Here is a 22,580-nt window from a genome sequence, read left to right as displayed (position 1 = left end):
CGGTCGATCGCTCATCTGCGGCTTTCCGGGGAGGGGGCGTCGAACCATCAATGCCGTACAATGATCTGGGTACCGATCTTCACTCGGTCGTAAAGATCGATGACATCTTCGTTGGTCATGCGAATGCAACCGGAGGAGTTGGCCTGTCCGACGGTCCATGGCTGGTTGGTGCCGTGGACGCGATAGAGCGTGTTGCCGATATATAATGCGCGCGCGCCCAATGGATTGTTCGGTCCTCCCTCGACATGCGCGGGCAGGAAGCGGCCTTTTGAGGCTTCTCTGGATCGCATTTCGGCCGGCGGCCGCCAATCTGGCCAGTCCTTTTTTTTCGAAATCGTGTCGCGACCGGACCACTCCAGCGCCTCCTTGCCAACCCCCACCGCGTATCGCAGCGCTTTGCCGTCCCCCAGGATGTAGTAGAGGCGCCGCTCCGTGGTGTTGATCACGATCGACCCCTTCGGCTGAGCCTCGTTGAATGTCACGACCTGCCTGGGAATCACTGATCGCCCGGGCACGATTTCTCCGTCCGACGTCAGGCCGGAAGCGCTAGGAGAGACCAGTACATTTCTCGCCCGATCGTATGTCCAGCTTCTAGGGTCATAACCGCTGTTTGATTGGGCCTGCGCCGACGCGATGGCGGCAAGCGACGCCACGGCGACCAGAACCGATGCACTCAATCGCTCGACAAGACGCGTTGCCACAAACCTCTTGCTTCGAGGAACGCCTGCGGGCACGTCCAAGTTCGCGAGCAGGCTGTTGTTTGCCGTCACCGAGACCACTCCTTTCCACATTGAACCGACGGTCCCGAACCCCGGTGGTAACCGATTCCAACGCGGCACCATATCGCGTTGCGGATCGTTCGCAACATTTGGCACAGGTCGTTGATGTGTAATCCAATTGGACTTCCAATTTTCGAGTGTGCGCGATAAGATGACATCGGCGGACAGGCTATGAAGTAAGCGAGGCGGGTCATCACTCGTGGGTCGCTTGCGATAGGACCAATGTGACGGGACGCGGTATCTACCATGCGGATCGGTTGTCGGGAGGCAGGGCTACCGTTGTCGCCTGCGGCCTTGCCGTCATCCTGGCGCTCGGCTTTGACTCGCAGCGTGCGTCCGCGGCCGAACCGCGCTGGCCCCCTGGCCCTTACAAATACATCACGATCGATCAGTCCGTGACAGACGCGCTGGTTGAGCTCGGCCGCAACATGCGGGTGCCCATGCGTGTCAGCAAGCTGGTAAAGGGGCGCCTGAGCGCCGGCATGCCGGTTGGAACGGCCCGCGAGTTCCTCGAAGAGATATGCAATCGATACGGGCTGGTCTGGCATTTCGACGGTATCGTCATGAACGTCGCGACCGAAGCGGAAGTCCAGACGGAAATGATCCCGCTTGATGCCAACATGGCTGCTGGCGCCGAAGACAGGCTTTCACGGCTGGGCGTCAGCGACCCGAAGTTTCCAATAAAGGTTTCCAAGCAAGACGATGTCATCTCGGTATCGGGGCCGCCATCCTACATCGAACTCGTCAGGAAAACGCTCGGGGTTCCTGCCACGCCGAGCACGAAGCAGGAAGCCGGCAAAGCTGTGTCGGTCCGCGTTTTCCGCGGAAAGCAGGCGGAGGCGCAGACTGTCCCCTCCGCCAAACCGAACTAAGAACTGGAGGGCATATTCATGCAAATCGCGCCGATTGGAGCCCTAGAGGCTACGCTTGCAAACTTGACCACCAGCATAAGTTCGCAACAGCAAATCACCGCCGGCGCGGCAGCGCAGCCCGGTAACCGAATGGTGGGCGCCAAGCAAGAAAAGCACGATGCCGCGAAGGTCAATATGCCTGAGCGCAGTGATGTCGCGACGCCGGCTGGTCAGCAGGTGGCGCAGACGCCCGGCGCCAATCCGGCAATCGGCGGACAGACTTCCAAACCGGAGAAGACCGAGCCGATCGTCGAACACAAACTCTTCGACTACATGGCCGAGACGGAAAAAGCCGCAGGTGGGGTGTTCACGGAACCATCGGCCCTTTTCGGTTCTGCCGTTAAGTCGCTCGAAGGAACCATGCAGCAGGTCCAGAAGGCTCTTGGCCAGGCTAACGCTTCCCCAAGTGCTGAAACGGCCGCCATGCCGGATCGCGCCGACAAGACGGCCCCGTCCGGCAAGGAAGGCGAAGACTCGCCAGCCAAGAACGCAGAGCAACTCCTGGAACGATCGATTTCGGTGATGTGGGCAGCCGCCAATCTCGAGGTGGTTACGAGCAGCGTGACGGCCGTCACGTCGTCCACCAGCACGCTGATCAAACAACAGTAAGCGCCGCGGAGTGTTCGTGCCCATGCCAACCTCGCTGCGGCGTTCAACGCGATTGAATCAATGCCGCGTCCGGTGTCGCGTTGCGCTCGTTGTCATGGGTATGCTTGTGCTCCAGGCGTGTTCGGTGGAGTTGTATTCCAACCTCAACCAGCGGCAGGCCAACGAGATCGTGGCCACGCTCATGCGTCACGGGATCCCGGCCCAACGCGAGGTCGGCAAGGACGGCAAGATGACGGTTTCCGTACAGAAGGGCCGCTTCGCCGAAGCTATGGCCATTCTCGACGAGAGCGGCTTGCCCAAACAGGAATTCCAGACGCTCGGCGAGGTGTTCAAGAGGGATGGGCTTGTGTCCTCGCCGGTGGAAGAGCGGGCAACGATGATCTATGGCCTGAGCCAGGAGCTGTCGCAGACGATTTCGGACATCGACGGCGTACTTTCGGCGCGCGTTCATCTCGTACTGCCCGAAAACGATCCGCTGAGGCAGCAACTGGTACCGTCCTCCGCCTCCGTGTTCATCCGGCATCGCGCATCCGTTCCGATGAATGAGCTCATCCCGCAGGTCAAGATGCTGGTGGCCAAGGGCATCGCCGGACTGACCTATGACAATGTTTCCGTCACCCTCATTCCGGTTGCAGCGACAGCCCCCGAGCAGGAAACCGGCGAGGCCGGGTTCACCAGCTTCCTCGGCCTGTGGCTACATCCCGACAGCGTCGCCGCCGCGATGTCGCTGTTTTACGGCATGGCGGCGGCGATACTCGCGCTGGCTGGTCGGTTGGCCTACATGCAGTGGTATCGACGGCCCGGCATCTATGCGCTCGATGCTTCCGCAATGCCGGTGAAGAAAACATGACCCAGCCCGGCTCGGAGCAAACTGCCAGCCCGGAATGGCAGGCATTCATGTCCAACCCCGCATCCTATGTGGATGCGGCTTGGCTCGCGGAGTGCTTTGACGGCGCCATCGGCGAGGCAGCCTGCGCGCGCATGCTGCGGTCGCAACGCCTGCAGGAGCGACTGTCGAAGCTTCTGCTCGACCGGCATAGGCTCTCTCCAGCAGTCGAAGAGCCGGCCGATGCGGTGGATCGAGCGATCGCCTTGTCGTCTGGCGAAGAGTTGGAGGAACTTGCGCTTCGCTCAGGCGCGATCTACTGGGCCGGGAGTCTGGCCGCTGTCATTGTTGGGCGCGAAGCGGCCGCGTTGCAGGCGGCGCTTGGCGCTGATCTGTGCGCTTTCGCCGTAGCCAACCGCGACCTGGCCGGCCCGATGCAGCGGTTGGGGCCGCTGGAAGACATTTCCGGTCGCGTCTATGCCGACGGCCTGAGTTGCCTTGGCGCCTGGTGTCAGACCATGCCGAGCGATACGAGCACGCGGGTGCGTCTCAAGCTGATGCCACAACAGCCTATCCACCAGCCGGTAGCCGAACCATTTGCCGAGGCCGGCCCCGCGATTGTTCGCCGAGCAATGAGCTAGACGAGATGATCGAATCGGGCAAAGCGGCGGAAGCTATCCCGAGGCGTCCTTACGCCCGAATCCTGCGGGCGGCCGAGGTACGCGCTTTGCAGGATGGGCATGCGTTTCTCGACGAAGCAAGGCGTGATGCGCAGCAGTTGCGCGACGCCGCACGGCGAGCCTATGCGGCCGAATACGCGCAGGGCTATGACGACGGCAAGGCGCAAGGCGATGCGGAGGCCACGCGGTTAATCAGCGAGACGGCGGTCAAAGTGGATCGCTATTTCGGTGGGCTGGAATCCGAAGTCGTTGGCCTTGCCGTCGATATCGTCAGGCGAATTCTGGGAGAATTCGACGTCGGCACGCTTGTCGCCAAGGCCGCAAGACAGGCGGTGACTGAAATTCGCCGCGCCAAATACCTGAAAGTCCGAGTTCATCCCGCGTCCATCGACAGGATTCGCGAGGAGCTGGACGCAGTCTTGCGCGAGAGTGATCTGGGGATGACGGTCGAGATCGACGCGGATGACGCGCTGGTTGCCGACGCCTGCATCGTTTCGACTGACTTTGCCGTCGTCGATGCGAGCATCGACGCGCAGCTCAAAGCCATGGCTGCCGCGATTGCGTCGAAGACGGAGGTCCTATGACCGCGTCCGCCGCTGATATCGAAAGCCGTCTGGCCTCCATCATTCCGAATCTGCGTTCGGGCCTGCGCGACGATACCAGCCGGCCCAGGAAGGGGCGTGTACGGCGGGTCGCCGGCACGGTCATTCATGCGACTGTGGAGGAGGCCCGTATTGGCGAGATATGCGAACTCGTCGACCCCAGGACAGGCAGGATGACCAAGGCGGAAGTCGTCGGCCTCATGGACGAAATGGCGGTCCTTGTTCCGCTTGGCGATTTGGCCGGTCTTTCAAACCTGACCGAGGTTGTGGCGACCGGAAAAGACCAGCAGGTGCCAGTCGGTCCCAGCCTTCTTGGTCGAGTGATCAGCGCGCTTGGCGAGCCATTGGACGGCAAGCCGCTTTCGCCGGACGGCATCATCGGCAGCTATCCGGTCAATGCCTATCCGCCATCTCCGCTGGAGCGCAGCTTGATTTCCGAGCCGATCCAGCTCGGCATACGCGCCCTCGACGGGCTGCTCACCTGCGCGCGCGGGCAGCGCGTCGGCATCTTTGGCGAACCTGGGGTGGGAAAGTCGCTCCTGCTTTCCGATATCGTCAGCGGCACCGATGCCGATGTCGCCGTGGTCGCTCTTGTTGGAGAGCGCGGACGTGAGGTGCGCGAATTCCTCGAACAACAGCTCGGGCCGGAGGGGCGGGCGAGGGCCATTGTCGTCGTTGCGACCTCCGACCGTCCTGCCATCGAGCGTGTCAAGGCCGCCTATGTGGCGACCAGCATTGCCGAATATTTTCGCGACCAGGGCAAGCATGTGTTGCTTGCAATGGACAACATAACGCGGTTTGCCCGTGCGCAGCGAGAGATTGGCCTGGCCGCGGGCGAGCCGCCGACGCGTCGCGGTTTTCCGTCTTCGCTGTTTGCGGTATTGCCCCGTCTGCTCGAGCGGTCAGGCCCCGGTCGCGTTGGATCCATCACAAGCCTCTACAGCGTTCTTCTTGAAGGCGACGGTACGCTGGATCCTGTCGCCGAGGAAGTTCAGGCGCTCCTTGATGGCCATGTCTTCTTGTCGAACGAGCTTGCGCAGCGCAACCATTTCCCGGCCATTGATGTCTTGCGCAGCCGAAGCCGCCTCATGGATGCGGTTGTGGAGCCCGCACATCGGTCCGACGCCAGCCACCTGCGCGAGCTGCTTGCCCGCTACGCCGACATCGAGCTTCTCCTGCGCGTCGGTGAATACGAAAAAGGCAGCGATCCGGTGGCGGACGAGGCGGTGGCGAAGATCGATGCCATCAACGCCTTCCTGCGTCAGGCGTCCGCCACACATGAGAGCTTCGAGAGGACACGCCAACTCATGCGGGAGATCGTCGGTGAAAGATCGTGAGATGATCGCTCGATTACGCGACCTCAGACGCCGGCGTGAAGACCGCGCAAGGGAAGAGGTGATCAGAAGGCACGCTGCTGTGGACCGGGCCGCGAGGAAGGGTCGGGAGGCGGCCGGTGCGGTCACGGAGCATCTCCAGCGCACGATCGATGCCGAAGACGCAGCGTTCGGCTCGCTTGTTGGACATCCGATAAAGGCTGCCAGTCTTCACCGGCTACAGGCACGGTTCGAAATCGCCGCCAGAAAAACCGCGCAGTTGCGGGAAAACGAGAAGATGGCGGGCGTTGTCGAGCAGCAACGGAAAGCGGAGCTGTCGGAAGCCCGCAATGATCATCGTGCAACCATGAAGGCGGTGACGAAGCTGGACAGGCTGTTGGAGCATCTGACCAAACGCACCGCACGGCGTTGCTTGGCCCTTGCCGAGCTTTCCGAGGAAGAGGAGCGCGGTCCAACGCGCCTGCCCACAGAACGATAGCCCAGTTTGTGATCGTGAATATGGATGTGATGCCCCAAGCCTTCGCGTCGGGAAAAACGAGAGCGCAGGTAAAGCCGGCAAAACGCAAGACCTCACGGTCAAGCGTTGGCGAGCGGCTGATACTGGACTCTGTCGCGTCTGTCGACGTTGGGGCATTGAACGCCTTCTACCGCCGGCGCGCGCCCGCGGAAATCACGATCGCGGGCAAGGCCGTGGCGATTGCCGCCGTCTGGCCGGCGCCGAACCCTGCCGACCAGCGGTGGTGCACCATTGCGTTCTCCGTCGGAGACACGATGGGCAAATTGCGCCTGCCGCTTTCTGTGGTCGAACGGGGCTTCGCCAGGGCAGACGAACTGGTCGACATGAAGCGGCTGGCCCCCGCTCACGCCGCACTGCTGCTGGAATCCGCGTTTGAAGAGGATCTGGAATGGGTCGAGGCCAAACTGGGCGTGAGCATCGCGCTCATCTCGGTCACACAAGCAGATGCCGTTTCCATTTCGGGCGAGACCCCGTTGGCTTTTGTCCTGACCGGCAGTCAGGAAACGATTGACTGCGTCTTGAACACGAATGACGCCGGGCTGGCGGTACGGATCGGCCGTCTTTTCGACGAGATCGCCAACGCCAGACCGCCGATCCCGGCCGAATTTCCTCTGCCAATCTGCCTTCGGCGTGGCGCACTCAACCTAACTCTTGGCGAGCTTAAAAGCCTCCATCCTGACGACGTGGTGCTTTTCAGGAATGAGGCGGAAGAACGCATGGCGGCACTCATCATTGCCGAGCGCCTTTATGCGCCGGTCGCCCTGACGGCCGCCGGGCCGCAATTGCTTGCCGCGCCGACGGCTATCGCCGGATCGAATTGGGAGTGGACCATGAACCAGAACACGTCGCCGCCAGCCGGCCAGACTTTGGAAGAATCGACCCTGGACGAGTTGCCGGTCGCGCTTGCCTTCGAGATCGGCCGCACGGCAATGCCTCTCGGGGAGGTGAAGCAGCTTGCGCCCGGCACTATTGTTCCGCTCGCCGATGTGACCGAGGCGATTGTCGACATCATCGCCAACGGCAAACGTGTCGGCCGCGGTGAGATCGTGCGGATCGGCGAAAGCCTGGGCGTGCGGATCGTGCGCATGTTCGATAATGCTTGAGAATTCGCCCAATCTGCTTGGGATTCTGATCGCCGTCGGCTTTGTCGGGTTGCTGCCTCTGGCGGTCGTCACGATGACGGGATTCTTGAAGATCTCGGTCGTGCTGTTTCTCATCCGCAACGCGCTCGGCGTCCAGCAGATGCCACCCAATCTGGTGCTATACGGCATAGCGCTTGTGCTCACGGTCTATGTCACGACCCCGTTGCTGAGCGAGATGTCGGGCCGACTTCAAGAAGGGCAGGTTCAGTTCCAGACAACGGACGACCTCGCCAGAGCGGCGCAACTGGTCAGGGAACCATTGCAGCGACACCTCATGAAGTTCACCCAGCCGCAGGAGCGGCAGTTCTTTCTCGATGGAACGAGCCGCCTGTGGCCGGAACAGGCGCGGCAGAACCTGAAGGACGACGATCTCTCGATCCTTGTTCCGGCCTTTGTCGCATCCGAGCTAACCCGTGCCTTCGAAATCGGCTTCCTGCTTTATCTTCCTTTCCTCATCATCGATATCGTTGTTGCCAATATCCTGATGACGCTCGGCATGATCATGGTCTCGCCGGTCCTCATATCGATTCCTCTGAAACTGTTCCTTTTCGTTGCCATAGATGGCTGGTCGCGGCTGATGCATGGCCTCATCCTGAGTTACGGCTGACGCCGATGGGAGGGTTGCATGGGCAATGACTTCATCCTGGCAAAGGTCCAAAGCGCACTTCTGACAGTGCTGTTTGCGTCCAGCCCGGCGATCATTGCGGCGCTGGCGGTCGGCGTCCTCGTCGGTCTTGCCCAGGCGCTGACGCAAATTCAGGACCAGTCGCTGCCGCAGACGATCAAGCTGGTCGTGATCCTGCTGGTCATCATCGTCTTCGGTCCTTTGCTTGGACAACAGATCGCGCAACAGGCCTCGACGGCGCTGGACGAATTTCCCGTCGTCACGCGTTGAGGCACGCGGATGCCGGTCGAACCACTCTTCGCGTCCGTCAAAGAGCTGCAGGTCTATCTTCTGGCAGGCGCATTCGCGCTCGCTCGCATGACCGGTTTCATGCTCCTGATGCCGCTTTTTTCGCGTGTGCCGTTATCAGGTCTTCTGCGCAACGGCGTGGCGCTGGCGCTGGTGGTTCCGGTCTTTCCGATGATCGTGAGTACGCTGACGAACACCCCCATCACGACCACGATGATCGTGGTGTACATCCTCAAGGAGGTGGTGGTCGGCGTAACGCTCGGGCTTACGATGGGTATACCGTTCTGGGCAGCGGAGGCTGCTGGCGATGTCCTGGACCTGCAGCGCGGCTCCACGATGGGGACGCTGATTGACCCGATGATGACGCATGAGACGAGTGCCACCGGCACCTTACTCGCCGTCATCATGGTCACGGTCTACCTGGCCGCCGGAGGTCTGCAGCTTTCCCTGACCAGTCTCTACGAGAGCTACGGCCTGTGGCCGATCGACCAACTTCTGCCTGTATTCAGCAAGGATGCTGCGGGGATATTTCTCGGTCTGCTGAATCGCATCCTGGCGATGGCGCTGACCCTCGTCTTCCCGCTCATTATCAGCATGCTCCTGTCCGACATTGTGCTGGCTTTCCTGGCGCGGGCCTCTCCGCACCTGAATGTTTTTGCATTGTCGCTGGTCGTCAAGACGCTGGTCTTCAGCCTTGTCTTTGTACTCTATGCAGCTTTCCTGCTTTTCTACATGAACCGGGACCTTGGCTTCCTGCACGAGGCGAGCCGACAGATAGAAGCGATCGGCTGCCGCAGCTGTCAATGAGAACAAATATGAGCAAAAGCTAATAATAAGCGCCATCCTTCGCCTGCCAATAAATACGATTTATCGATGAGGAAAGATTCTGATGATTTGACAAGTGACCGACCCGCCGATGATCTTACGCGCTCTCGACGTGTCTCTGAAACGTGCATATCCGTTGGAAGCCATGGCTCGCCCGATCACTTCATTGATCTATGAGGATTTGCGAATGGTCGATGCGGACAGGCTACGCAGGCTCGTCAGGATGGGTGCCTATGAAGGGCATACAGGAGGGCTTGCGCGCGGCAAGCTCCAGGCCAACGTCGTGATTGTGCCCCGCAGCTTTGCCGCCGATTTCCATCAGTTTTGCGTCCGCAATCCGAAACCCTGCCCTTTGGTGGGCGTGAGCCGTGCGGGCAGCCCATTGCTGCCAGCGCTGGGCGATATCGATATCCGCACCGATGCGCCACAGTACAGCATCTATTATTTCGGCGAGATGATCCGGCAGACCACAGACATCATCGACCTATGGCGAGATGACTTTTCGGCTTTCGCGCTCGGCAGTTCGCTCACCGTCGAGGCCGCACTTGTCGAAAAGGGCGTGAAATTCCGGCGCATCGGCCGTGGAAAAACCGCCCCCAAGTTCCGCACCAAGATCGAGACGTCTCAAGTCGGACAGTTCGGTGGCGAAATGGTCGTCTCAATGCGCCCGATAAGGTATAGCGACGTCGACAAGGTTCGCGCGCTCACCGCGCGTTTTCCGCATGCGCACGGGTCACCCATCCATGTCGGAGAGCCCACGACGATCGGGATCCGAAATTTGATGGCTCCCGACTGGGGCGATGCCGTCGAAGTCTTGGAAGGGGAGGTGCCTGTATTCTGGGCCAGCAGCCTGACCGCCCAAGACGCTCTTGCTCGTGCCGAACTCGCGATCTCGATCACAGTGTCGCCGGGCCATATGCTGATCACCGACGTGGATGCACGGGCGCTGCCTTGGCCTAATGTCGAGCTTGGCGCGAGCTTGCAATGATCGTGCTCAAGTCGGAGCTTGCCTGGTCCAACGCTCCGAAGCACCTCGACAGCAGGGCGGACGGGATGGCCTCTGACCGTGGACCCCACCACGGCCTTTCCCGAGAGTCCTGACTGCGCCTCGAAGCTTGGTAGTCATAGTCGTGCATGACCCTCGCGAAGAGTAGGTCAGCGGTGATGATTTCGGACTGTACTTGATTGAGCTCATTCATTTTATCTGCCGCTCTGGCTCGGCTTCTGGCTTATTCGCCGGCCCAGCTCGGTATATCAACCTTCGGTAGCGGTATAAGGTTCCGGAACTAATCTCGCCAGAGAGCTGGTGCGGGAACCTGTAACTGAGCGCCGGATCCAGGCCGACCGACCGCAGGACGGCTTCCACGTCTACCGAGTTCGTTGCGAACCCTTGGTTTCGGAGCGGCTCCTTGAGCTGTGAGCGGATCGTCTTGCGGGGATAGGGCCCCTTTGCCGTCGTTCGGTTTTCTGAGAGCATGACAAGTACGCACAATCCGCGAGCCGACATTCCATGCCAACAAGAATCGATGCCAGTGACGCGCGCCGGTGATTTGCCGAAGACCTGCGTGTCTCATCACCTGTCTTGCACAATCCTGCGGTCATCGAGGCCTTCGCAAAGGTTCCGCGCGAACAATACCTCGGTGACGGGCCATGGCGTATCCATTCGAGATTGCAGATCGGGGCGGTCCATACGAGCCCTTCAGCCGCACTTCACGAGATTTATCACGACGTACTGGTCTCGCTTGACGAACAGCGCGGATTAAACAGCGGCTTGCCGTCGCTTTGGGCATTGGTTTTCGACCATCTGAACATGGCTCCCGGTCAGACTGTCCTTCAGGTGGGCGCTGGTGTCGGCTATTTCACCGCCATCCTCGCTGAACTGACGGGTTCTGAAGGCCGCGTGATTGCATATGAGATCGACGAAGAACTCGCTCGGCGCGCGCAAAGCAATCTTGCTCATTATGCCCATGTAGAAGTGATATCCGGTGATGCAACGCAGGCAGTCGATCTGCCAAACCTCGATGTCGTGGCCGCCTTTGCCGGAGTGACGCACGTGCCGGAACGGTGGCTTTCAAATTTGTCCGACACGGGTCGGATGGCGCTGCCGTTCACAGGTGAAGACCAACGAGGCTTCATGATGCTTCTGGAAAGGGCTGGCTGTGCGTTTCCTGTAAGATCACTTATGCCATGCGGGTTTTACCCCTGCAGCGGGGCTAGGCGCAGTGACGAAGAAAAGGCGTTGATGGCCGCTCTAAAGGCTGCGCGAGGCAAGGTCACTGGTCTCGCGCAATACCATCGAGGACGACCAGCAAATGGCCTCGAGAACGCTTGGTTAGTTACCGACGCATACTGGGTTTCGAAAGCCTAGAGATCGATATCAATCTCGGGTGCACCGTCGTAGGGTGTGGCACGCATTGAAGGGCGTTCCACGAAGGATCTATACCATTGTGTCAGTCGTGGCCTCCCCTGCAAGAAGTCGGGCAATCTCCGGAATTCCAGCCAGCTTAGACAAGTGGCGAGCGCGATGTGGCCGACATGGAGCGGCGCGTCGAATTCGACCTCGCGTTCCACAAAGTTATAGAATTCGATGAGCGTCATCGTCATGCCTGCGCCCAAGGCAGGGTAACGCAGATGTTCAGGGCGGCGCTCGTTTTCCCAGCGGATGGAAATGCCTGCGTCGCACATGCCGCCGGCGAGCGCCTGGAGGTAGGCGGACCATTTTGCTCGCCCTCTTTCGGGGATGAGCCGACGACTGCTTTCGAGATCGTCGAGATAGCCGCAGATTACGCTCGAATCGAAGATCGTATAACCGTCATTGAGAACGAGAACGGGCACTTTGCCAAGCGGATTGATCGCAAACACATCCTCGTTGCGATTGATGGGGCTCGTCCTCCTCCAGAGCGTGACCTCCAGTATCTTGGAGGCTCTGGAGTGACCAGACAGAGCCGTTTTGAGCAGGGCAGCCTTTCGGGGTTTCAGACAACCCCCAGAGTAAATGAACGAAAGTTCCGTTCGTTCGAATGATGACAAGTAAGGAAATAGGAGACAGGCTTTACGCCTTATTCGGTGCCTTGGCGTTGCCGAGGGTGCTTCACTAGCATTGATCCAGCGCCGCGCGCGTAAGTGGAGAATACAATAGCGGTGAGGGCCGCGGTCGGTGAGGTTCAGTGATGAATCATCTGCAGATACGCGGCAGGGGGTGTAGCGCCATGCTATCCCTCGTTCCGTTATGCCTTGTTCTGCTGTCGGCATCTCCGGCAAATAGTCAGTTGGCGCCCGAAGCGTCAGCTGTTGCCGCAGCTAACTACAGCTCGTCGGTCGTGGTTTCGGAACACACCGAGGTCGACAAACAACCGGGCAAGCCGCAACCGAGCGCGCTCGGATCCTATATATCTGGAGAGCTGGTGCTCAGCGAAACACAGGCACTCAAGGAGGGCGCGCAAACGCCGCTCGGCGAGCATGTGGAGGCTTTGCGCCGCGAATTGGCCGCAGCACGAGCGGAGCTAGACGTTATGCAGCGCGGCGCACGTGACCTGAGCGCCCAGGCACACGTACTGGCAGACACGGTGGCTCAGCAAGCACAAGCCCTAAAAGAGCAGCAGCGAACAGACGAAGCGCTCGCGCTCGATCTGGAGACGGCGCAGCGCGTTATCGAAAGCTACAGGGCCGAAGCCAGTCTCTGGAACAGCGAGAAGGCTGCCACGCTTGGAGCGCACCCCTCTATGGAACTCTCTCAGCTTGCTGCCAAGCGAGCGCTTGATGACGAGCGGCACAAGGTTGAGCTCTTGGAACAAGAACTTACTACGGCTCGCCAAACGATCGATGCTCTTAAGACAGGCGCAAATCTGGCAGCCGTCGAGCAGGCCAACGCCATAAGGGACCGACAGGTGGCCGAGGCCGCTGTAAAGCAAGCTCGAGAAGCGCTCGAACTGGGACGCGAACGAGCAGATTCAGCTGTACGAGCCCTCGCCATCGTTCGCAAGGAACGCGATGCTTTAAAGCAGAACTCGATAGAATTGAGTGCGGCGCTGGACCAAGAGCGTGAAAGGGCTATCGGTCTAGCCCGCAGCCTCAGTGCCGCGCGTGAGGCAATTGATATTGTCAAGGGCAAGCGTCGCACTGCGGCTGTGGAGCGCGCGCCCAAAGCAAGTACCCCCGCGAGTGCACATGCAAGTAGCTTATCGCGTTCGGGCTCCCAACCAGTCCGCAAACCGGGCTTGCCGGAAAAACAGAAAGTGAAGGTCCAAAAGTCACCGCAACCTGTTCTGCTGTCAACCATCGCTCTTCCCGCCGCATTGCTCCCAACGCGACCACCGAAAAAGCTCGACCTAGGCCAGTGAAGAATAGTGAGCGAAATGTATGCCGCAGGGGAGTATGATAATGAAAAAATACGTCGCAACCGCGTTGACGATCGGGATCGCAATCGGGCCTGCCTCGGCTCTTGATGCAGGTATAGGCGGCAATGTTGGCGGTGTCGGGGTCGGTGCTGGAGTGAGCGCCGGTTCGCAAGGCGGATCTGTGGGGGTGGGCACGAGCGTCGACGGTGTAGGCGGAGCCAACGTTGGAGCTTCGGTCGGCTCAGATGACGGATCAGTCGACGCAGGCGTTAGTGCCAGCGGCACCGTAGGTGACACAGGCGGAGGGATTTCGACGGATGTCGGTGTGGGCGACGATCCAGCCGCCGAAAACGAATCGGTTACCGCTCCCGGTAGTCCGGCCGCAGCCACCACAGCCACTGCCTCTCCCAAGACCGCCAGGCAATCGATCGTCCTGCCACCCGTCCTCCTGCCCTCTAAACCTGGTGACGGTGGGTCCGAGCGGGTCACCAAGGGCTATCCCGCTGAGTTTCTGGCACCGCTGAAAGCGAAAACCGGTACGCCAGCCGCGGTGGTGCGCGCCTGCCGCGCGGCGATCGTGTCCGCTGCGACGCCGCTTGGCGCCGTCCGTGTCCACGCGGTAAGCGCAGGTGCCTTGCGTCAACGTCGAGGCGCACTCACGGCGCCGATCGAGGTGCGAATAGACTACGCTAGACAAGGTGGCATCGAAGTCCGGCAGGCGCAAGTCAGTTGTCGCCTCGATGCGTCGGGCAGGGTCACTGCAATAATATAGCAGCCAAGCCTGTAAGAGGGACACACGGCGCTTAGCCGAGGTCGCTCGTGTTGGCTCGGTGATCAACCAGTGCCCGCGAGTGTGAGTTTCCTAGCCTCGACCTGTGGCCCCGCGCGCGCGTACTGGTCGCAAGACCGATCAAGAAGCGGACTCGCTGATATCGGAACAATCCTGACGAAGCATCGGCAGCCTTTGTCCCTAGACGGTGCGCCTCCCGTGCCCAAGCCCTCTTGGCGCACCGCCCAGGTGATCGTCATGACCAATGACAACCATGCTGTCCCCCAGTCGTCGGGTTGGGCAGGAACGGCTTGCGAACGCCGCGACATCGTCCATCTCGCGCGTCCCTTCATGGCATGCCTTGCAGGTAGTCACTTCCCCGCCCTTCGGTCGCCACTTGCCATCGAACAGACCCTTGGCGGCACGTGGCCGATGTCGACGCCGCGAGCCGATCCGGCACAATAGATGCAGAACGGCTGCTGGCTGCGTAACTTCTGGCTCAGGCTCACGATGTTGGGTTCCCAACTTCTCTGACGGGGATTGTTAGGGCCTCGCCAGTGGGAAACGAAGGGCGCGCGGGGGGGCCTCGCGCGAGCCAGTTATCCGATCACCTGCCCAGATTTTTGTATCAAACATTCTGGCCCCCTTAAGGAATCCGCTCGAGGTGCAGTTCGGTCCTTTTAAGATGTAGGCCCGAATGTGGTTGAAATCGATAAAGCCAAACAGAAGGTTATTGCCGAAGTTGTGCGGCGGTGGATCACCTCAGAGGTAATCCGCAATTACCTTCGCAACATGCTAAATCTGCCTGTAGAACGGGAGCTGCCGGCTGAGCAAAGGTATTTGCTGGAGCAACTTGATAGGGCCGACAAAGAGTGACGTATGGCTCTCCACTGGTTCAACCCTCCGGTCCCTGTCAGGACCGAGCGTCCCGGGATCATCCGCAACGTCAACAACGCCGAGAAAGCCGGCGAGGAGCTGATGAAGTGGACCAAGCGTGGCCCTTGCTGGGACCTCGCGGTGCGCGTTTGCATGGCCGTGATATTCGACGAGATGGAAGCTGAGGAGGCCCGCAAGGCATTCCTGGCTGCCGCTAAGGAGGAGGGGACGTTACTTCCCCCCAACGGCAAATAGCTAAATTCGGATTGCAAAGTCAGTCTCTAGCCACGAGGGCCCGCCGCCCGTGAGAAAAGCGACGGACCCGACAGCGGGTGCATCCACGAAGAATCGACCGCTGCGAGTTCTAAACCCGCAAGGGCCTGCGTTGTTCCCTTATCAGCGGGGGATGCAACTGGGTTGGTCAGCAGGCTCTTGCCGCTCTAAGTTCATCCTCATGGGTCCCTTCTGGTTCTCTCCACCGGTCTACGTGAAGACGAAACGTCCAGGCATTCGCCATGGGGTCAGCCACGTCGAGGGAGCCGCCGAGGAACTCATGGCGTGGGACACAAAGGGCCCGAAGTGGACCAAGGCTGTCCAATCCTGCGTCGATGCATTCGAGGGCAAATCCTCCCCCCAAGAGGTCCGTGAAGCCTTCGAGGCGGCTGCCAAGGAGGCCAACGTGTATCTCTCCCCTGAGTAGGAGGTATCATGGCAACCCATTGGTTCGTCCCTCCGGTGTTCGTGAAGACTGAAACCGGTGTCAGGCATGGCTGCAACAATGCCAGGGCAGCCCTTGAGCAGCTCAAAACGTGGACCCGGAGAGGACCCTGCTGGTATAAGGCGGTGACTCTCTGCCTGTCAGCTCTGGAGGGCGATTCGATTGACCCTCAGGTGGTGCGAAAGGCCTTTGAGGCTGCCGCAAAGGAGGCCAAGACGTATCTCTCCCCTGAGTAGGAGGTGTCGTGGCAACCCATTGGTTCTCCCCTCCGGTGTACGTCAAGACCGACCGACCTGGGGTGACCTACGGGTGTAACAATGTCGAGGGTGCCGCCGAGGAACTCCTGAAGTGGACCAAGATGGGACCTAAGTGGAGGAAGGCTGTGCAACTATGCATCGACGCCGTCGAGGATCGGGCGACCCCGGAGGAGGCCCGCAAGGCCTTCGGGGCTGCTGCTAAAGAGGAGGGGATGTTCGTGCGAAACGTCGCGAACTGGCGCAAATTAGTTCCCACCTGAGCGTAGAAGAAGATCCATGTACGACGGGTACATCCCATGACATTGTATGGTAGCAACGCTGATCGCGTCTGTGCCGACCGGCGGACGGTTGCAGCACGTTTCGTATGCTGATTGTCGCGATGGCGAGCGGCATGGATTTTGGAAGGGATATGAGAGCCAGCACTTCAGGACCTCCCGGTGACGAGGCGTACTCCACCCGCAGCAGAATCAAAGAGGTCGCGGCCGAGTTCTATGTCCTGCGCGGCCACGACGGTTTCAGCTTCGGCGATATAGCGATCGCGATCGGCACGACGCGTGCCAACATCCACCATCACTTCGGCAACAAGCGTCAATTGATGGAGGAATTGATCGCGGACTTCGCCGCCAACGCCGAGGCCCGGATTAAGCGCTTCTGGACGACGCCCGACGCCCGGTTCTTCGACCGGCTCGATATGCAGCTCGAGGATCTGCGCCGCTTCTATGAACGTTTCAACGCTGAGACGGGAGCCCGCAATATGTGGAGCCCGCTTTCGCGCCTTCGCCACGACCTCCCAGTTCTCGGTGAACCAGCCGAACATGCGCTGGAGCGTGTCAACCGGGTCTATGAACGGAGCCTACGCCATGCGGTGGACCAGGCTGTGAAGGATGGAGAACTTTCTCCCGACACACTCAGGGACGAACTCGTGCACATGCTGCGCATTACCCTTCTGTCCTGTCCACCGATGACGCAGGACACCGGAAGCTTCGACGAGGTCGCTAGGACCTTCGCAGCACTGGCGGCGATCATCCGCGCAGCTTGGCAGGATGCGGGAAAGGGCTCGCGTCGAGGCTAGACATCCAGTGGATCAAAGCGAGGGCGAGTTGACAGATGTTCGCCTTCAGGTTACTTACTTACAGGTAAGTCAGCCCGTGGTGGCGACGGGGCGCGTACAAGGGAGGATCACGTGCTACGCGATGACGAATTCACCCGTTTCGAGGTCAGCCCCCTCACTGGAGCGCTCGGTGCAGAAATCCGCGGGATCGATCTGGCGGGCGCCAGCGAGCATGCCTTCGAAGACGTTCGCCGCGCGCTCTACAAGTACCATGCGCTCGCCGTGCGCGATCAGGAGCTTGACGCCGCTGGCGTCCACAAGGTCGCGCGCCGGTTCGGGCCGTTTAGCGGCAATCCGGTGCACACGCCGATCGACGGCTTCGACGATATCGTGCGCTTCGTGCGCGAGCCGGACGACACGGGCAAGGTGATCGGCGAGGACTGGCACATGGACCTCGCCTGGCTACCAAAGCCGCCGGGCATTACGATCCTCTACGGTGAAGAGGTGCCGCCGGTCGGCGGCGACACATGCTTCTCAAGCCTCGAGAAGGCATATGACTCTCTTTCGCCGCGGCTGGTCGAAATCCTGCAAGGGCTGACGGGCGTCCATAGCGGCCGCGGGGTCTTCGCCATCAACGCGGCCCACAGTCGGCTCGGCGTCAAGGCCGATGTCGAGGCGATCGAGAATGCCGTCGTCGAGCATCCTGTGATCTGTCGGCACCCCGAGACTGGCCGGCGCTATGTCTTCGTCAGCAGCGTGATGACCAATTTTAAGGGGATGACGGAGGAAGAAAGCAAGCCGATGATCGACTTCCTGATGGCGCGGGCTGTCCGGCCCGAGTTCAACTGCAGGCTGCGTTGGGAACCGAAGACGCTCGGCATGTGGAACAATCCCCACGTCCTGCACACTGCCATCAACGATTATCCCGGATATCGCCGGGTGATGTACCGAACGACGGTGGAGGGCACCGTTCCACTTGCCGCCAGGGACGGCTGACGCGCAACCGCTCAGGGAGGAGCAATGGCATTTGGTTCCGAGGCGTCCGTCGGCCACAGCGGGGAAGGGGCGGCGGAAGCGGCTGGCGAGACCAAGAGGCGGCGCTTCGCGTTTTCGCCTGCCTATCTCTATGCGACGCCCGTGCACCTCCTGGTGCTTGGGATCATCGTGCTGCCCTCCATCTTCGTCCTGTGGCTGAGTTTCGAGGCCTCGTCATTCGGCCAATCGGCAACCTTCGTTGGGCTCGATAACTATATCCGCGTCCTCACCGATCCATATTTTTGGGGTTCGATCTGGAACACGGTCCTCGTCGTCGCCGTCGCGGTTCATATCGAACTGCTGCTCGGCCTCGGCCTGGCTCTGCTTTTCGCCTCCGGGCTTCCCTTCCAGCGTGTCATGCTCGTCGTGGTGCTCGCTCCCTACGCTATCAGCGAGGTGACGGCGGTCGCAATGTGGCGCTTCCTGTTCGATCCAGACGTCGGGCCGATCACGCTGATGCTGCGATACACCGGGCTGCCGACGCTCGACTGGACGTTCATCCCTTCCCATGGCCTCATCCTCGTCGGCCTGCTGACAATCTGGCTGCACCTGCCATTCACATTCATCATTCTCTATGCGGCACGGCTCGCGGTTCCGAAGGAGCTCTACGAGGCTGGGCGCACCGACGGGGCCAACGCGTTCCAGCTCTTCCGCAACATCACGCTACCGCTTCTGGCGCCAGCGATGCTGATTGCACTGCTCTTCCGCTATATCTTCGCCTTCCGCCTCTTTTCCGAGGTCTGGCTCCTGACCCAGGGCGGCCCGGCGCGCACGACCGAGGTCGTTTCCGTTTATCTCTATCAGGAAGGCTTCCGCTACAACTCGTTCGGCACGGCGGCCGCGACGGCGTGGATGATGGTCGTCATCTCGCTGCTGCTTGCGACTGGCTATGTATGGCGGCTGCGCAAGGAATCCGTGGCCAATGCGTTCTAAGCGTCTCGCCATCGGTGCCGGAAAGACGCTCGCTGTTGCGGCAATCGTTGTTTGGTCGCTGTTTCCGATCGGTTTCATCGTGCTCTCGTCGTTCAAACCCGGTCGCGAGATTTTCGCGGTTCCACCAGAGCTCTTCTTCGAACCGACCTTCGAGCACTACGCCTCGTTATGGCAGCACTGGCCGGCCTTTTTCGACGGGCTCGTCAACAGCCTGATCATCACCACCGGGGCAACGGCGCTTGCAGTCATGGCAAGTTTGCTCGCTGGTTTCGCCTACTCACGCTATCGTGGCGTCCGTTTCCTGGAAGGATCGGTGATGTTTCTGATCGGATCGCGGCTGATCCCGCCGATCGTCGTGACGCTGCCACTGTTCCCGGTCGTCAATCGGCTCGGGCTCAACGACACCCATCTGGTGCTGATCCTGCTTTACGCGAGCTTCTTCGTCTCGCTCGGCACGCTTTTGATGCGGACGTTCATCGATCAGGTGCCGCGCGAACTCGACGAGGCGGCTGTCCTCGACGGCGCGCGGCCGCTGACGATCCTTGTGAAGATCATCTTGCCGCTCGTAGCGCCCGGCATGCTCGCCGTCGCCGTCTTCGTCGTCGTCTTCGCGTGGAACGAGTTTCTGTTCGCCTATATCTTCACCGCCAACCACGCCAAGACTGCGCCTTTGGTCCTTTCAGAGATGATCAGCTCGATCGATGGCGTCGACTGGGGCGTGCTCTTTGCGGCCTCTACCGTCCAATTGCTGCCGGTTCTCGTCTTCGTGGTCCTGATGAACCGGTTTCTTGTCGCCGGGTTGACCGCCGGCGCGACCAAGGGGTGACGACGTCACCGAGAAAGGGAGGAAGACAATGCCTTTGCACATGACACGCAGAGCCCTGCTGACGACCGCGATGGCCGCCGGCGCCACGGGCGTATTGGGTCGGTTGGCCCATGCTCAGGTAAAGACGCTGAACGTGCTTTGCCATCGCGTCCACCAGACCAACTTGACGACCGGCGTCGCCGGCAATGTCATCAAGCCGTGGGAGGACAAGAACAACGCCCAGATCTCCTGGACGACGCTCGACAGCAATCCGCTCCAGGACCGGCTATTCCGGGAGGCGAGCCTGAGCGAGACCGATTTCAACGTCGGCTATATCATCGACAACCGCATGACATCGCAGATCGCCTCGCTCTTCGAGCCGCTCGATGACCTCCGGAAAGCCGAGCCGATCGAGGATTTCGACGATATCGCCCAAGCCCTGCGCCAGTCGATGACCGTCGGCGGGAAGCTCGTCGGCATCCCGGTGCGCCATGCCACGCAGGGGCTTTTCTACAACGAGGAGCTGCTTCAGGAGGCCGGCATTTCGGCGCCACCGGACACGCTGGAGGAGCTGGTCGAGCAGGCGAAGAAGCTGACCTTCACCTCCAAGTCCGGTACGCCGGTCGTCGGCATGATCCTTGCGAGCGACCTCGCCGTCTTCCCGGTCATGTTCGCCCGCGCCTTTGGCGGCGATTTTATCGACAAGCAGTTCCAGGTGGTTCCCGATCCGGAGGCGATGGAAAAAGGCCTGTCCGTGCTCGCCGACCTCTTCAAGGCCGGGGCGCTCCCCCGCAGCTACGCCACGACGCGCAATGACGACATGGTGACTTGGATGCAGCAGGGACGCGCAGCCTTCGCGGTGCTGCCTTTCGCCCGCTACGCGCAGCTCAACAACAAGGAACAGTCGACCGCGCCGGGAAAGATCAAGGCGATCGAGTTCCCCGGCTCCAAGACCCTCGGCAGCGGTCAGGAAATGCACCCGGTCGTTGAATCCTGGGCGATGGCCATTCCCGCCAATTCGGCGGACAAGAAGCTCTCCTGGAGCTATATCCGCTTCGTAGCCAGCAAGGCGGCCACACTTGATATGGCGCGCAACGGCAATGGCCCCGTCCGCTCATCAACCTATGCCGAGCCGTCGTTTGCCGGGTCGCAGCCGCAGGCGAAGGTCGAGGCTGCCGCCCTTGCCAAGGCGAGACCAGCCTTCCCGGCTTTTCCCGAAGCCGCTCGCGCTCAGTCGACGTTTCTCGAGGAGGTTCAGCTCGCCGTCCTCGGTCGCAAGAGCCCGAAGGAAGCCGTCGCCGCCATTATCGACCGCGTCAAACCGCTGATGCCAGCGTAATCATATGAACCGACGTGGCCATATCGCCTCGCACATACCAGGCGGCTCATCGGTGAGGATCAGGCGCGGTCATAAAATTCTTGTCGGTGAGGCCCGGGTGAGGCGGTGTCAATTGGCCGGGCCTTCGGTGGCGCGAGCTCTGGACTGCTTAGCAGTGTGCTGGTGGCAAGAGGATGAATGATCGGGCGCCACGGTCGGGCGGGGATGAGGACGCGGATATAGTTTCGTTGTTATTCTCCCTGTGGACAGCGAGACGATCTCCAGGTTGCTGATACCACCCGTTCGCGCTGCTTACAGCGCGCGATCGACCCGCGTAAGCAACGCACCATATCTTTGCGCGTTTTCAGGCATGATGAGGCGCGCGCATCAACTCGGCGGATTCTCTTCTGCGCTCAAGATGGCAAGCCATCGCCTCCCATCTCGATGGCCCAAAGCTGCCGCGCTATATCTGCGGAAAAGGAGACCCACATGGCAGAGCCTCAACTTTCCGTAAGAAGTGCCAGAGCGCGAGACCTTGCGCACCGGCTTGCCCGTCGCGAAAATCGTTCGATTGCAGACATTGTCGAACGTGCCCTTGAATACTACGAAGCGCGGGAGGCAGGTCGCGAACCTGCGTCGACGTTTTACGCGCGCATCGCGACGGTTTACGGCACCGATATCGACCTTGAAGCGGCGATCCGAGACGATCAGCGGGTTCATGTAGGACCTGAGCTTTGACCTTTGTCGACACCATGTGGTTTCTGAAACTTTGAAGAAGGCGCCTAGCGCTGCCGTTATCGCATGGCTGGTTCGCCATGATGCTGAACTGGCGCTTCCGACTGTGACAATCGCCGAGATTTCCTTCGGCATTCAAAAAATTCGACCCGATCAGCGTGCCGAGCGGCTGGAGCAGGGGCTTGTCCGATTGGCGTCGTCGTTTCGCCGGCCGAATCTTCGGGCTGACTGAGGAAGCCGCATTGGCCTACGGGACAATTATGGGAACTGCTGCACGCCAAGGTCTGGGTATGTCCGCGCCCGACGGCATGATCGCCGCGATAGCGCGTGTCAACGGAGGCCGCCTTGCGACCCGAAACTTGAGCGACTTCGATAAGACCGGCCTCAAATCTGATCTCTCCTTGGGAGTTTTGACGCCTCGGAAGTAGGCTTCGTTCAGCATCGGGGCGGGGAGGCCTTTTCGACCCCTTAAGCCCTGATGCCTTAGTGAGATTGACCCGGAAACGGTCGCGCCGGCGCTGCTGAGGCGTGGCCGAGCTGCTTTTGCACTTATCAACCCCATCAAGCGCTGATGCCAGCGGGTCTTGTTGGGGGTGCGTAGTATCCTT

Annotated in this window: 28 protein-coding genes and 2 pseudogenes; 27 read left to right on the top strand and 3 right to left on the bottom strand. The window is 60.5% G+C overall.

What is annotated here, in order from left to right:
• Positions 1-47: 47 nt before the first annotated feature.
• Entirely contained in the window at positions 48-770 is a 723-nt protein-coding gene (locus tag NKI85_RS14830) for a L,D-transpeptidase (protein ID WP_352776890.1), read from the bottom strand.
• Between the two features lie 233 nt (positions 771-1,003).
• Here NKI85_RS14830 and NKI85_RS14825 point away from each other — a divergent pair, with 233 nt between their 5' ends.
• The 12 genes from NKI85_RS14825 to NKI85_RS14770 all read left to right on the top strand — a co-directional run bounded on the left by NKI85_RS14825 (position 1,004) and on the right by NKI85_RS14770 (position 10,126).
• Positions 1,004-1,651, top strand: a complete 648-nt coding sequence (locus NKI85_RS14825) for a type III secretion protein (RefSeq protein ID WP_352776889.1) — start codon at positions 1,004-1,006, stop codon at positions 1,649-1,651.
• A gap of 18 nt (positions 1,652-1,669) precedes the next feature.
• Positions 1,670-2,299 (top strand): hypothetical protein, encoded by a 630-nt coding sequence (locus NKI85_RS14820; RefSeq protein WP_352776888.1) that lies wholly within the window; start codon positions 1,670-1,672, stop codon positions 2,297-2,299.
• A gap of 22 nt (positions 2,300-2,321) precedes the next feature.
• Positions 2,322-3,149, top strand: a complete 828-nt coding sequence (gene sctJ, locus NKI85_RS14815) for a type III secretion system inner membrane ring lipoprotein SctJ (protein WP_352776908.1) — start codon at positions 2,322-2,324, stop codon at positions 3,147-3,149.
• Positions 3,146-3,766 carry a SctK family type III secretion system sorting platform protein gene (locus tag NKI85_RS14810; RefSeq protein WP_352776887.1) on the top strand — a complete coding sequence of 207 codons (621 nt, stop codon included), beginning with the start codon at positions 3,146-3,148 and terminating at the stop codon, positions 3,764-3,766. Before sctJ ends, NKI85_RS14810 begins: the two co-directional genes overlap by 4 nt.
• Before the next feature lie 5 nt (positions 3,767-3,771).
• Positions 3,772-4,389, top strand: a complete 618-nt coding sequence (gene sctL / locus NKI85_RS14805) for a type III secretion system stator protein SctL (protein ID WP_352525509.1) — start codon at positions 3,772-3,774, stop codon at positions 4,387-4,389.
• Entirely contained in the window at positions 4,386-5,744 is a 1,359-nt protein-coding gene (locus tag NKI85_RS14800) for a FliI/YscN family ATPase (RefSeq protein WP_352776886.1), read from the top strand. Before sctL ends, NKI85_RS14800 begins: the two co-directional genes overlap by 4 nt.
• Positions 5,731-6,219, top strand: a complete 489-nt coding sequence (sctO, locus tag NKI85_RS14795) for a type III secretion system stalk subunit SctO (RefSeq protein WP_352776885.1) — start codon at positions 5,731-5,733, stop codon at positions 6,217-6,219. Before NKI85_RS14800 ends, sctO begins: the two co-directional genes overlap by 14 nt.
• 29 nt (positions 6,220-6,248) lie before the next feature.
• Entirely contained in the window at positions 6,249-7,361 is a 1,113-nt protein-coding gene (gene sctQ / locus NKI85_RS14790; RefSeq protein WP_352776884.1) for a type III secretion system cytoplasmic ring protein SctQ, read from the top strand.
• Positions 7,354-8,007: a type III secretion system export apparatus subunit SctR gene (gene sctR / locus NKI85_RS14785; protein ID WP_352454246.1), complete on the top strand. Its 654-nt coding sequence runs from the start codon at positions 7,354-7,356 to the stop codon at positions 8,005-8,007. The genes sctQ and sctR overlap by 8 nt, the downstream gene beginning before the upstream one ends.
• 18 nt (positions 8,008-8,025) lie before the next feature.
• Positions 8,026-8,295, top strand: a complete 270-nt coding sequence (locus tag NKI85_RS14780; protein ID WP_352449127.1) for an EscS/YscS/HrcS family type III secretion system export apparatus protein — start codon at positions 8,026-8,028, stop codon at positions 8,293-8,295.
• Between the two features lie 9 nt (positions 8,296-8,304).
• Positions 8,305-9,120: a type III secretion system export apparatus subunit SctT gene (gene sctT, locus NKI85_RS14775; RefSeq protein ID WP_352776883.1), complete on the top strand. Its 816-nt coding sequence runs from the start codon at positions 8,305-8,307 to the stop codon at positions 9,118-9,120.
• Between the two features lie 94 nt (positions 9,121-9,214).
• Positions 9,215-10,126: a D-glutamate cyclase family protein gene (locus tag NKI85_RS14770; RefSeq protein ID WP_352776882.1), complete on the top strand. Its 912-nt coding sequence runs from the start codon at positions 9,215-9,217 to the stop codon at positions 10,124-10,126.
• A 306-nt stretch (positions 10,127-10,432) separates the two neighbouring features.
• Here the strand turns inward: NKI85_RS14770 and NKI85_RS14765 are convergent.
• Positions 10,433-10,579 (bottom strand): annotated as a pseudogene (locus NKI85_RS14765) (ABC transporter ATP-binding protein); the annotation flags it as partial.
• A 141-nt stretch (positions 10,580-10,720) separates the two neighbouring features.
• Between NKI85_RS14765 and NKI85_RS14760 the strand changes: the two are divergent.
• Positions 10,721-11,506, top strand: a complete 786-nt coding sequence (locus tag NKI85_RS14760; RefSeq protein ID WP_352776881.1) for a protein-L-isoaspartate O-methyltransferase family protein — start codon at positions 10,721-10,723, stop codon at positions 11,504-11,506.
• Here NKI85_RS14760 and NKI85_RS14755 read toward each other — a convergent pair.
• Entirely contained in the window at positions 11,503-12,051 is a 549-nt protein-coding gene (locus tag NKI85_RS14755; protein WP_352776907.1) for a glutathione S-transferase family protein, read from the bottom strand. The genes NKI85_RS14760 and NKI85_RS14755 overlap by 4 nt on opposite strands.
• Positions 12,052-12,308: 257 nt before the next feature.
• On the opposite strand from NKI85_RS14755, the gene NKI85_RS14750 reads away from it, so the two are divergent.
• The 14 genes and pseudogenes from NKI85_RS14750 to NKI85_RS14685 all read left to right on the top strand — a co-directional run bounded on the left by NKI85_RS14750 (position 12,309) and on the right by NKI85_RS14685 (position 22,386).
• Positions 12,309-13,478 (top strand): coiled-coil domain-containing protein, encoded by a 1,170-nt coding sequence (locus NKI85_RS14750; RefSeq protein ID WP_352525519.1) that lies wholly within the window; start codon positions 12,309-12,311, stop codon positions 13,476-13,478.
• 40 nt (positions 13,479-13,518) lie between these two features.
• Positions 13,519-14,247, top strand: a complete 729-nt coding sequence (locus NKI85_RS14745) for a hypothetical protein (protein WP_352525520.1) — start codon at positions 13,519-13,521, stop codon at positions 14,245-14,247.
• A gap of 696 nt (positions 14,248-14,943) precedes the next feature.
• Positions 14,944-15,120, top strand: a complete 177-nt coding sequence (locus tag NKI85_RS14740) for a hypothetical protein (RefSeq protein WP_352525521.1) — start codon at positions 14,944-14,946, stop codon at positions 15,118-15,120.
• Between the two features lie 3 nt (positions 15,121-15,123).
• Positions 15,124-15,375: a DUF982 domain-containing protein gene (locus NKI85_RS14735; protein ID WP_352525522.1), complete on the top strand. Its 252-nt coding sequence runs from the start codon at positions 15,124-15,126 to the stop codon at positions 15,373-15,375.
• A 151-nt stretch (positions 15,376-15,526) separates the two neighbouring features.
• Entirely contained in the window at positions 15,527-15,820 is a 294-nt protein-coding gene (locus tag NKI85_RS14730; RefSeq protein WP_352776880.1) for a DUF982 domain-containing protein, read from the top strand.
• Between the two features lie 8 nt (positions 15,821-15,828).
• A complete protein-coding gene (locus NKI85_RS14725) occupies positions 15,829-16,074 on the top strand; it encodes a DUF982 domain-containing protein (RefSeq protein ID WP_352776879.1) in 246 nt (81 codons plus the stop codon).
• Positions 16,075-16,082: 8 nt separating this feature from the next.
• A complete protein-coding gene (locus NKI85_RS14720; RefSeq protein ID WP_352776878.1) occupies positions 16,083-16,355 on the top strand; it encodes a DUF982 domain-containing protein in 273 nt (90 codons plus the stop codon).
• A 104-nt stretch (positions 16,356-16,459) separates the two neighbouring features.
• Positions 16,460-17,167, top strand: coding sequence for a TetR/AcrR family transcriptional regulator (locus tag NKI85_RS14715; RefSeq protein ID WP_352776877.1), 708 nt, complete (start codon positions 16,460-16,462; stop codon positions 17,165-17,167).
• A gap of 111 nt (positions 17,168-17,278) precedes the next feature.
• Complete coding sequence (locus tag NKI85_RS14710) at positions 17,279-18,142, top strand: TauD/TfdA dioxygenase family protein (protein ID WP_352776876.1); 864 nt, start codon at positions 17,279-17,281, stop codon at positions 18,140-18,142.
• Positions 18,143-18,166: 24 nt separating this feature from the next.
• Complete coding sequence (locus tag NKI85_RS14705) at positions 18,167-19,114, top strand: carbohydrate ABC transporter permease (protein WP_352776875.1); 948 nt, start codon at positions 18,167-18,169, stop codon at positions 19,112-19,114.
• Positions 19,104-19,940 (top strand): carbohydrate ABC transporter permease, encoded by an 837-nt coding sequence (locus NKI85_RS14700; protein ID WP_352776874.1) that lies wholly within the window; start codon positions 19,104-19,106, stop codon positions 19,938-19,940. The genes NKI85_RS14705 and NKI85_RS14700 overlap by 11 nt, the downstream gene beginning before the upstream one ends.
• A gap of 28 nt (positions 19,941-19,968) precedes the next feature.
• Positions 19,969-21,258, top strand: a complete 1,290-nt coding sequence (locus tag NKI85_RS14695; RefSeq protein WP_352776873.1) for an ABC transporter substrate-binding protein — start codon at positions 19,969-19,971, stop codon at positions 21,256-21,258.
• A 468-nt stretch (positions 21,259-21,726) separates the two neighbouring features.
• Positions 21,727-21,975, top strand: coding sequence for a type II toxin-antitoxin system VapB family antitoxin (locus NKI85_RS14690; RefSeq protein ID WP_352776872.1), 249 nt, complete (start codon positions 21,727-21,729; stop codon positions 21,973-21,975).
• Positions 21,965-22,386, top strand: a pseudogene (locus NKI85_RS14685) (type II toxin-antitoxin system VapC family toxin). Before NKI85_RS14690 ends, NKI85_RS14685 begins: the two are co-directional and overlap by 11 nt.
• Positions 22,387-22,580: the final 194 nt, after the last annotated feature.

Source organism: Mesorhizobium sp. M0571 (assembly GCF_040320985.1).
Classification (GTDB): Bacteria; Pseudomonadota; Alphaproteobacteria; order Rhizobiales; family Rhizobiaceae; genus Mesorhizobium.
Note: the sequence above shows the minus strand (reverse complement) of the source record. Positions and strands in the feature narration are given on the sequence as shown.

Excerpts from the sequence above, each read along its gene's own strand:
- NKI85_RS14780 (WP_352449127.1), top strand. The coding sequence starts at position 8,026 with ATGGGCAATGACTTCATCCTGGCAAAGGTCCAAAGCGCACTTCTGACA.
- NKI85_RS14725 (WP_352776879.1), top strand. The coding sequence starts at position 15,829 with ATGGCAACCCATTGGTTCGTCCCTCCGGTGTTCGTGAAGACTGAAACC.
- NKI85_RS14690 (WP_352776872.1), top strand. The coding sequence starts at position 21,727 with ATGGCAGAGCCTCAACTTTCCGTAAGAAGTGCCAGAGCGCGAGACCTT.
- NKI85_RS14810 (WP_352776887.1), top strand. The coding sequence starts at position 3,146 with ATGACCCAGCCCGGCTCGGAGCAAACTGCCAGCCCGGAATGGCAGGCA.
- NKI85_RS14715 (WP_352776877.1), top strand. The coding sequence starts at position 16,460 with ATGCTGATTGTCGCGATGGCGAGCGGCATGGATTTTGGAAGGGATATG.
- NKI85_RS14700 (WP_352776874.1), top strand. The coding sequence starts at position 19,104 with ATGCGTTCTAAGCGTCTCGCCATCGGTGCCGGAAAGACGCTCGCTGTT.
- sctT (WP_352776883.1), top strand. The coding sequence starts at position 8,305 with ATGCCGGTCGAACCACTCTTCGCGTCCGTCAAAGAGCTGCAGGTCTAT.
- NKI85_RS14820 (WP_352776888.1), top strand. The coding sequence starts at position 1,670 with ATGCAAATCGCGCCGATTGGAGCCCTAGAGGCTACGCTTGCAAACTTG.
- NKI85_RS14800 (WP_352776886.1), top strand. The coding sequence starts at position 4,386 with ATGACCGCGTCCGCCGCTGATATCGAAAGCCGTCTGGCCTCCATCATT.
- sctL (WP_352525509.1), top strand. The coding sequence starts at position 3,772 with ATGATCGAATCGGGCAAAGCGGCGGAAGCTATCCCGAGGCGTCCTTAC.
- NKI85_RS14730 (WP_352776880.1), top strand. The coding sequence starts at position 15,527 with ATGCAACTGGGTTGGTCAGCAGGCTCTTGCCGCTCTAAGTTCATCCTC.
- sctJ (WP_352776908.1), top strand. The coding sequence starts at position 2,322 with ATGCCAACCTCGCTGCGGCGTTCAACGCGATTGAATCAATGCCGCGTC.
- sctQ (WP_352776884.1), top strand. The coding sequence starts at position 6,249 with ATGCCCCAAGCCTTCGCGTCGGGAAAAACGAGAGCGCAGGTAAAGCCG.
- sctR (WP_352454246.1), top strand. The coding sequence starts at position 7,354 with ATGCTTGAGAATTCGCCCAATCTGCTTGGGATTCTGATCGCCGTCGGC.
- NKI85_RS14705 (WP_352776875.1), top strand. The coding sequence starts at position 18,167 with ATGGCATTTGGTTCCGAGGCGTCCGTCGGCCACAGCGGGGAAGGGGCG.
- NKI85_RS14695 (WP_352776873.1), top strand. The coding sequence starts at position 19,969 with ATGCCTTTGCACATGACACGCAGAGCCCTGCTGACGACCGCGATGGCC.
- NKI85_RS14745 (WP_352525520.1), top strand. The coding sequence starts at position 13,519 with ATGAAAAAATACGTCGCAACCGCGTTGACGATCGGGATCGCAATCGGG.
- NKI85_RS14750 (WP_352525519.1), top strand. The coding sequence starts at position 12,309 with ATGAATCATCTGCAGATACGCGGCAGGGGGTGTAGCGCCATGCTATCC.
- NKI85_RS14735 (WP_352525522.1), top strand. The coding sequence starts at position 15,124 with ATGGCTCTCCACTGGTTCAACCCTCCGGTCCCTGTCAGGACCGAGCGT.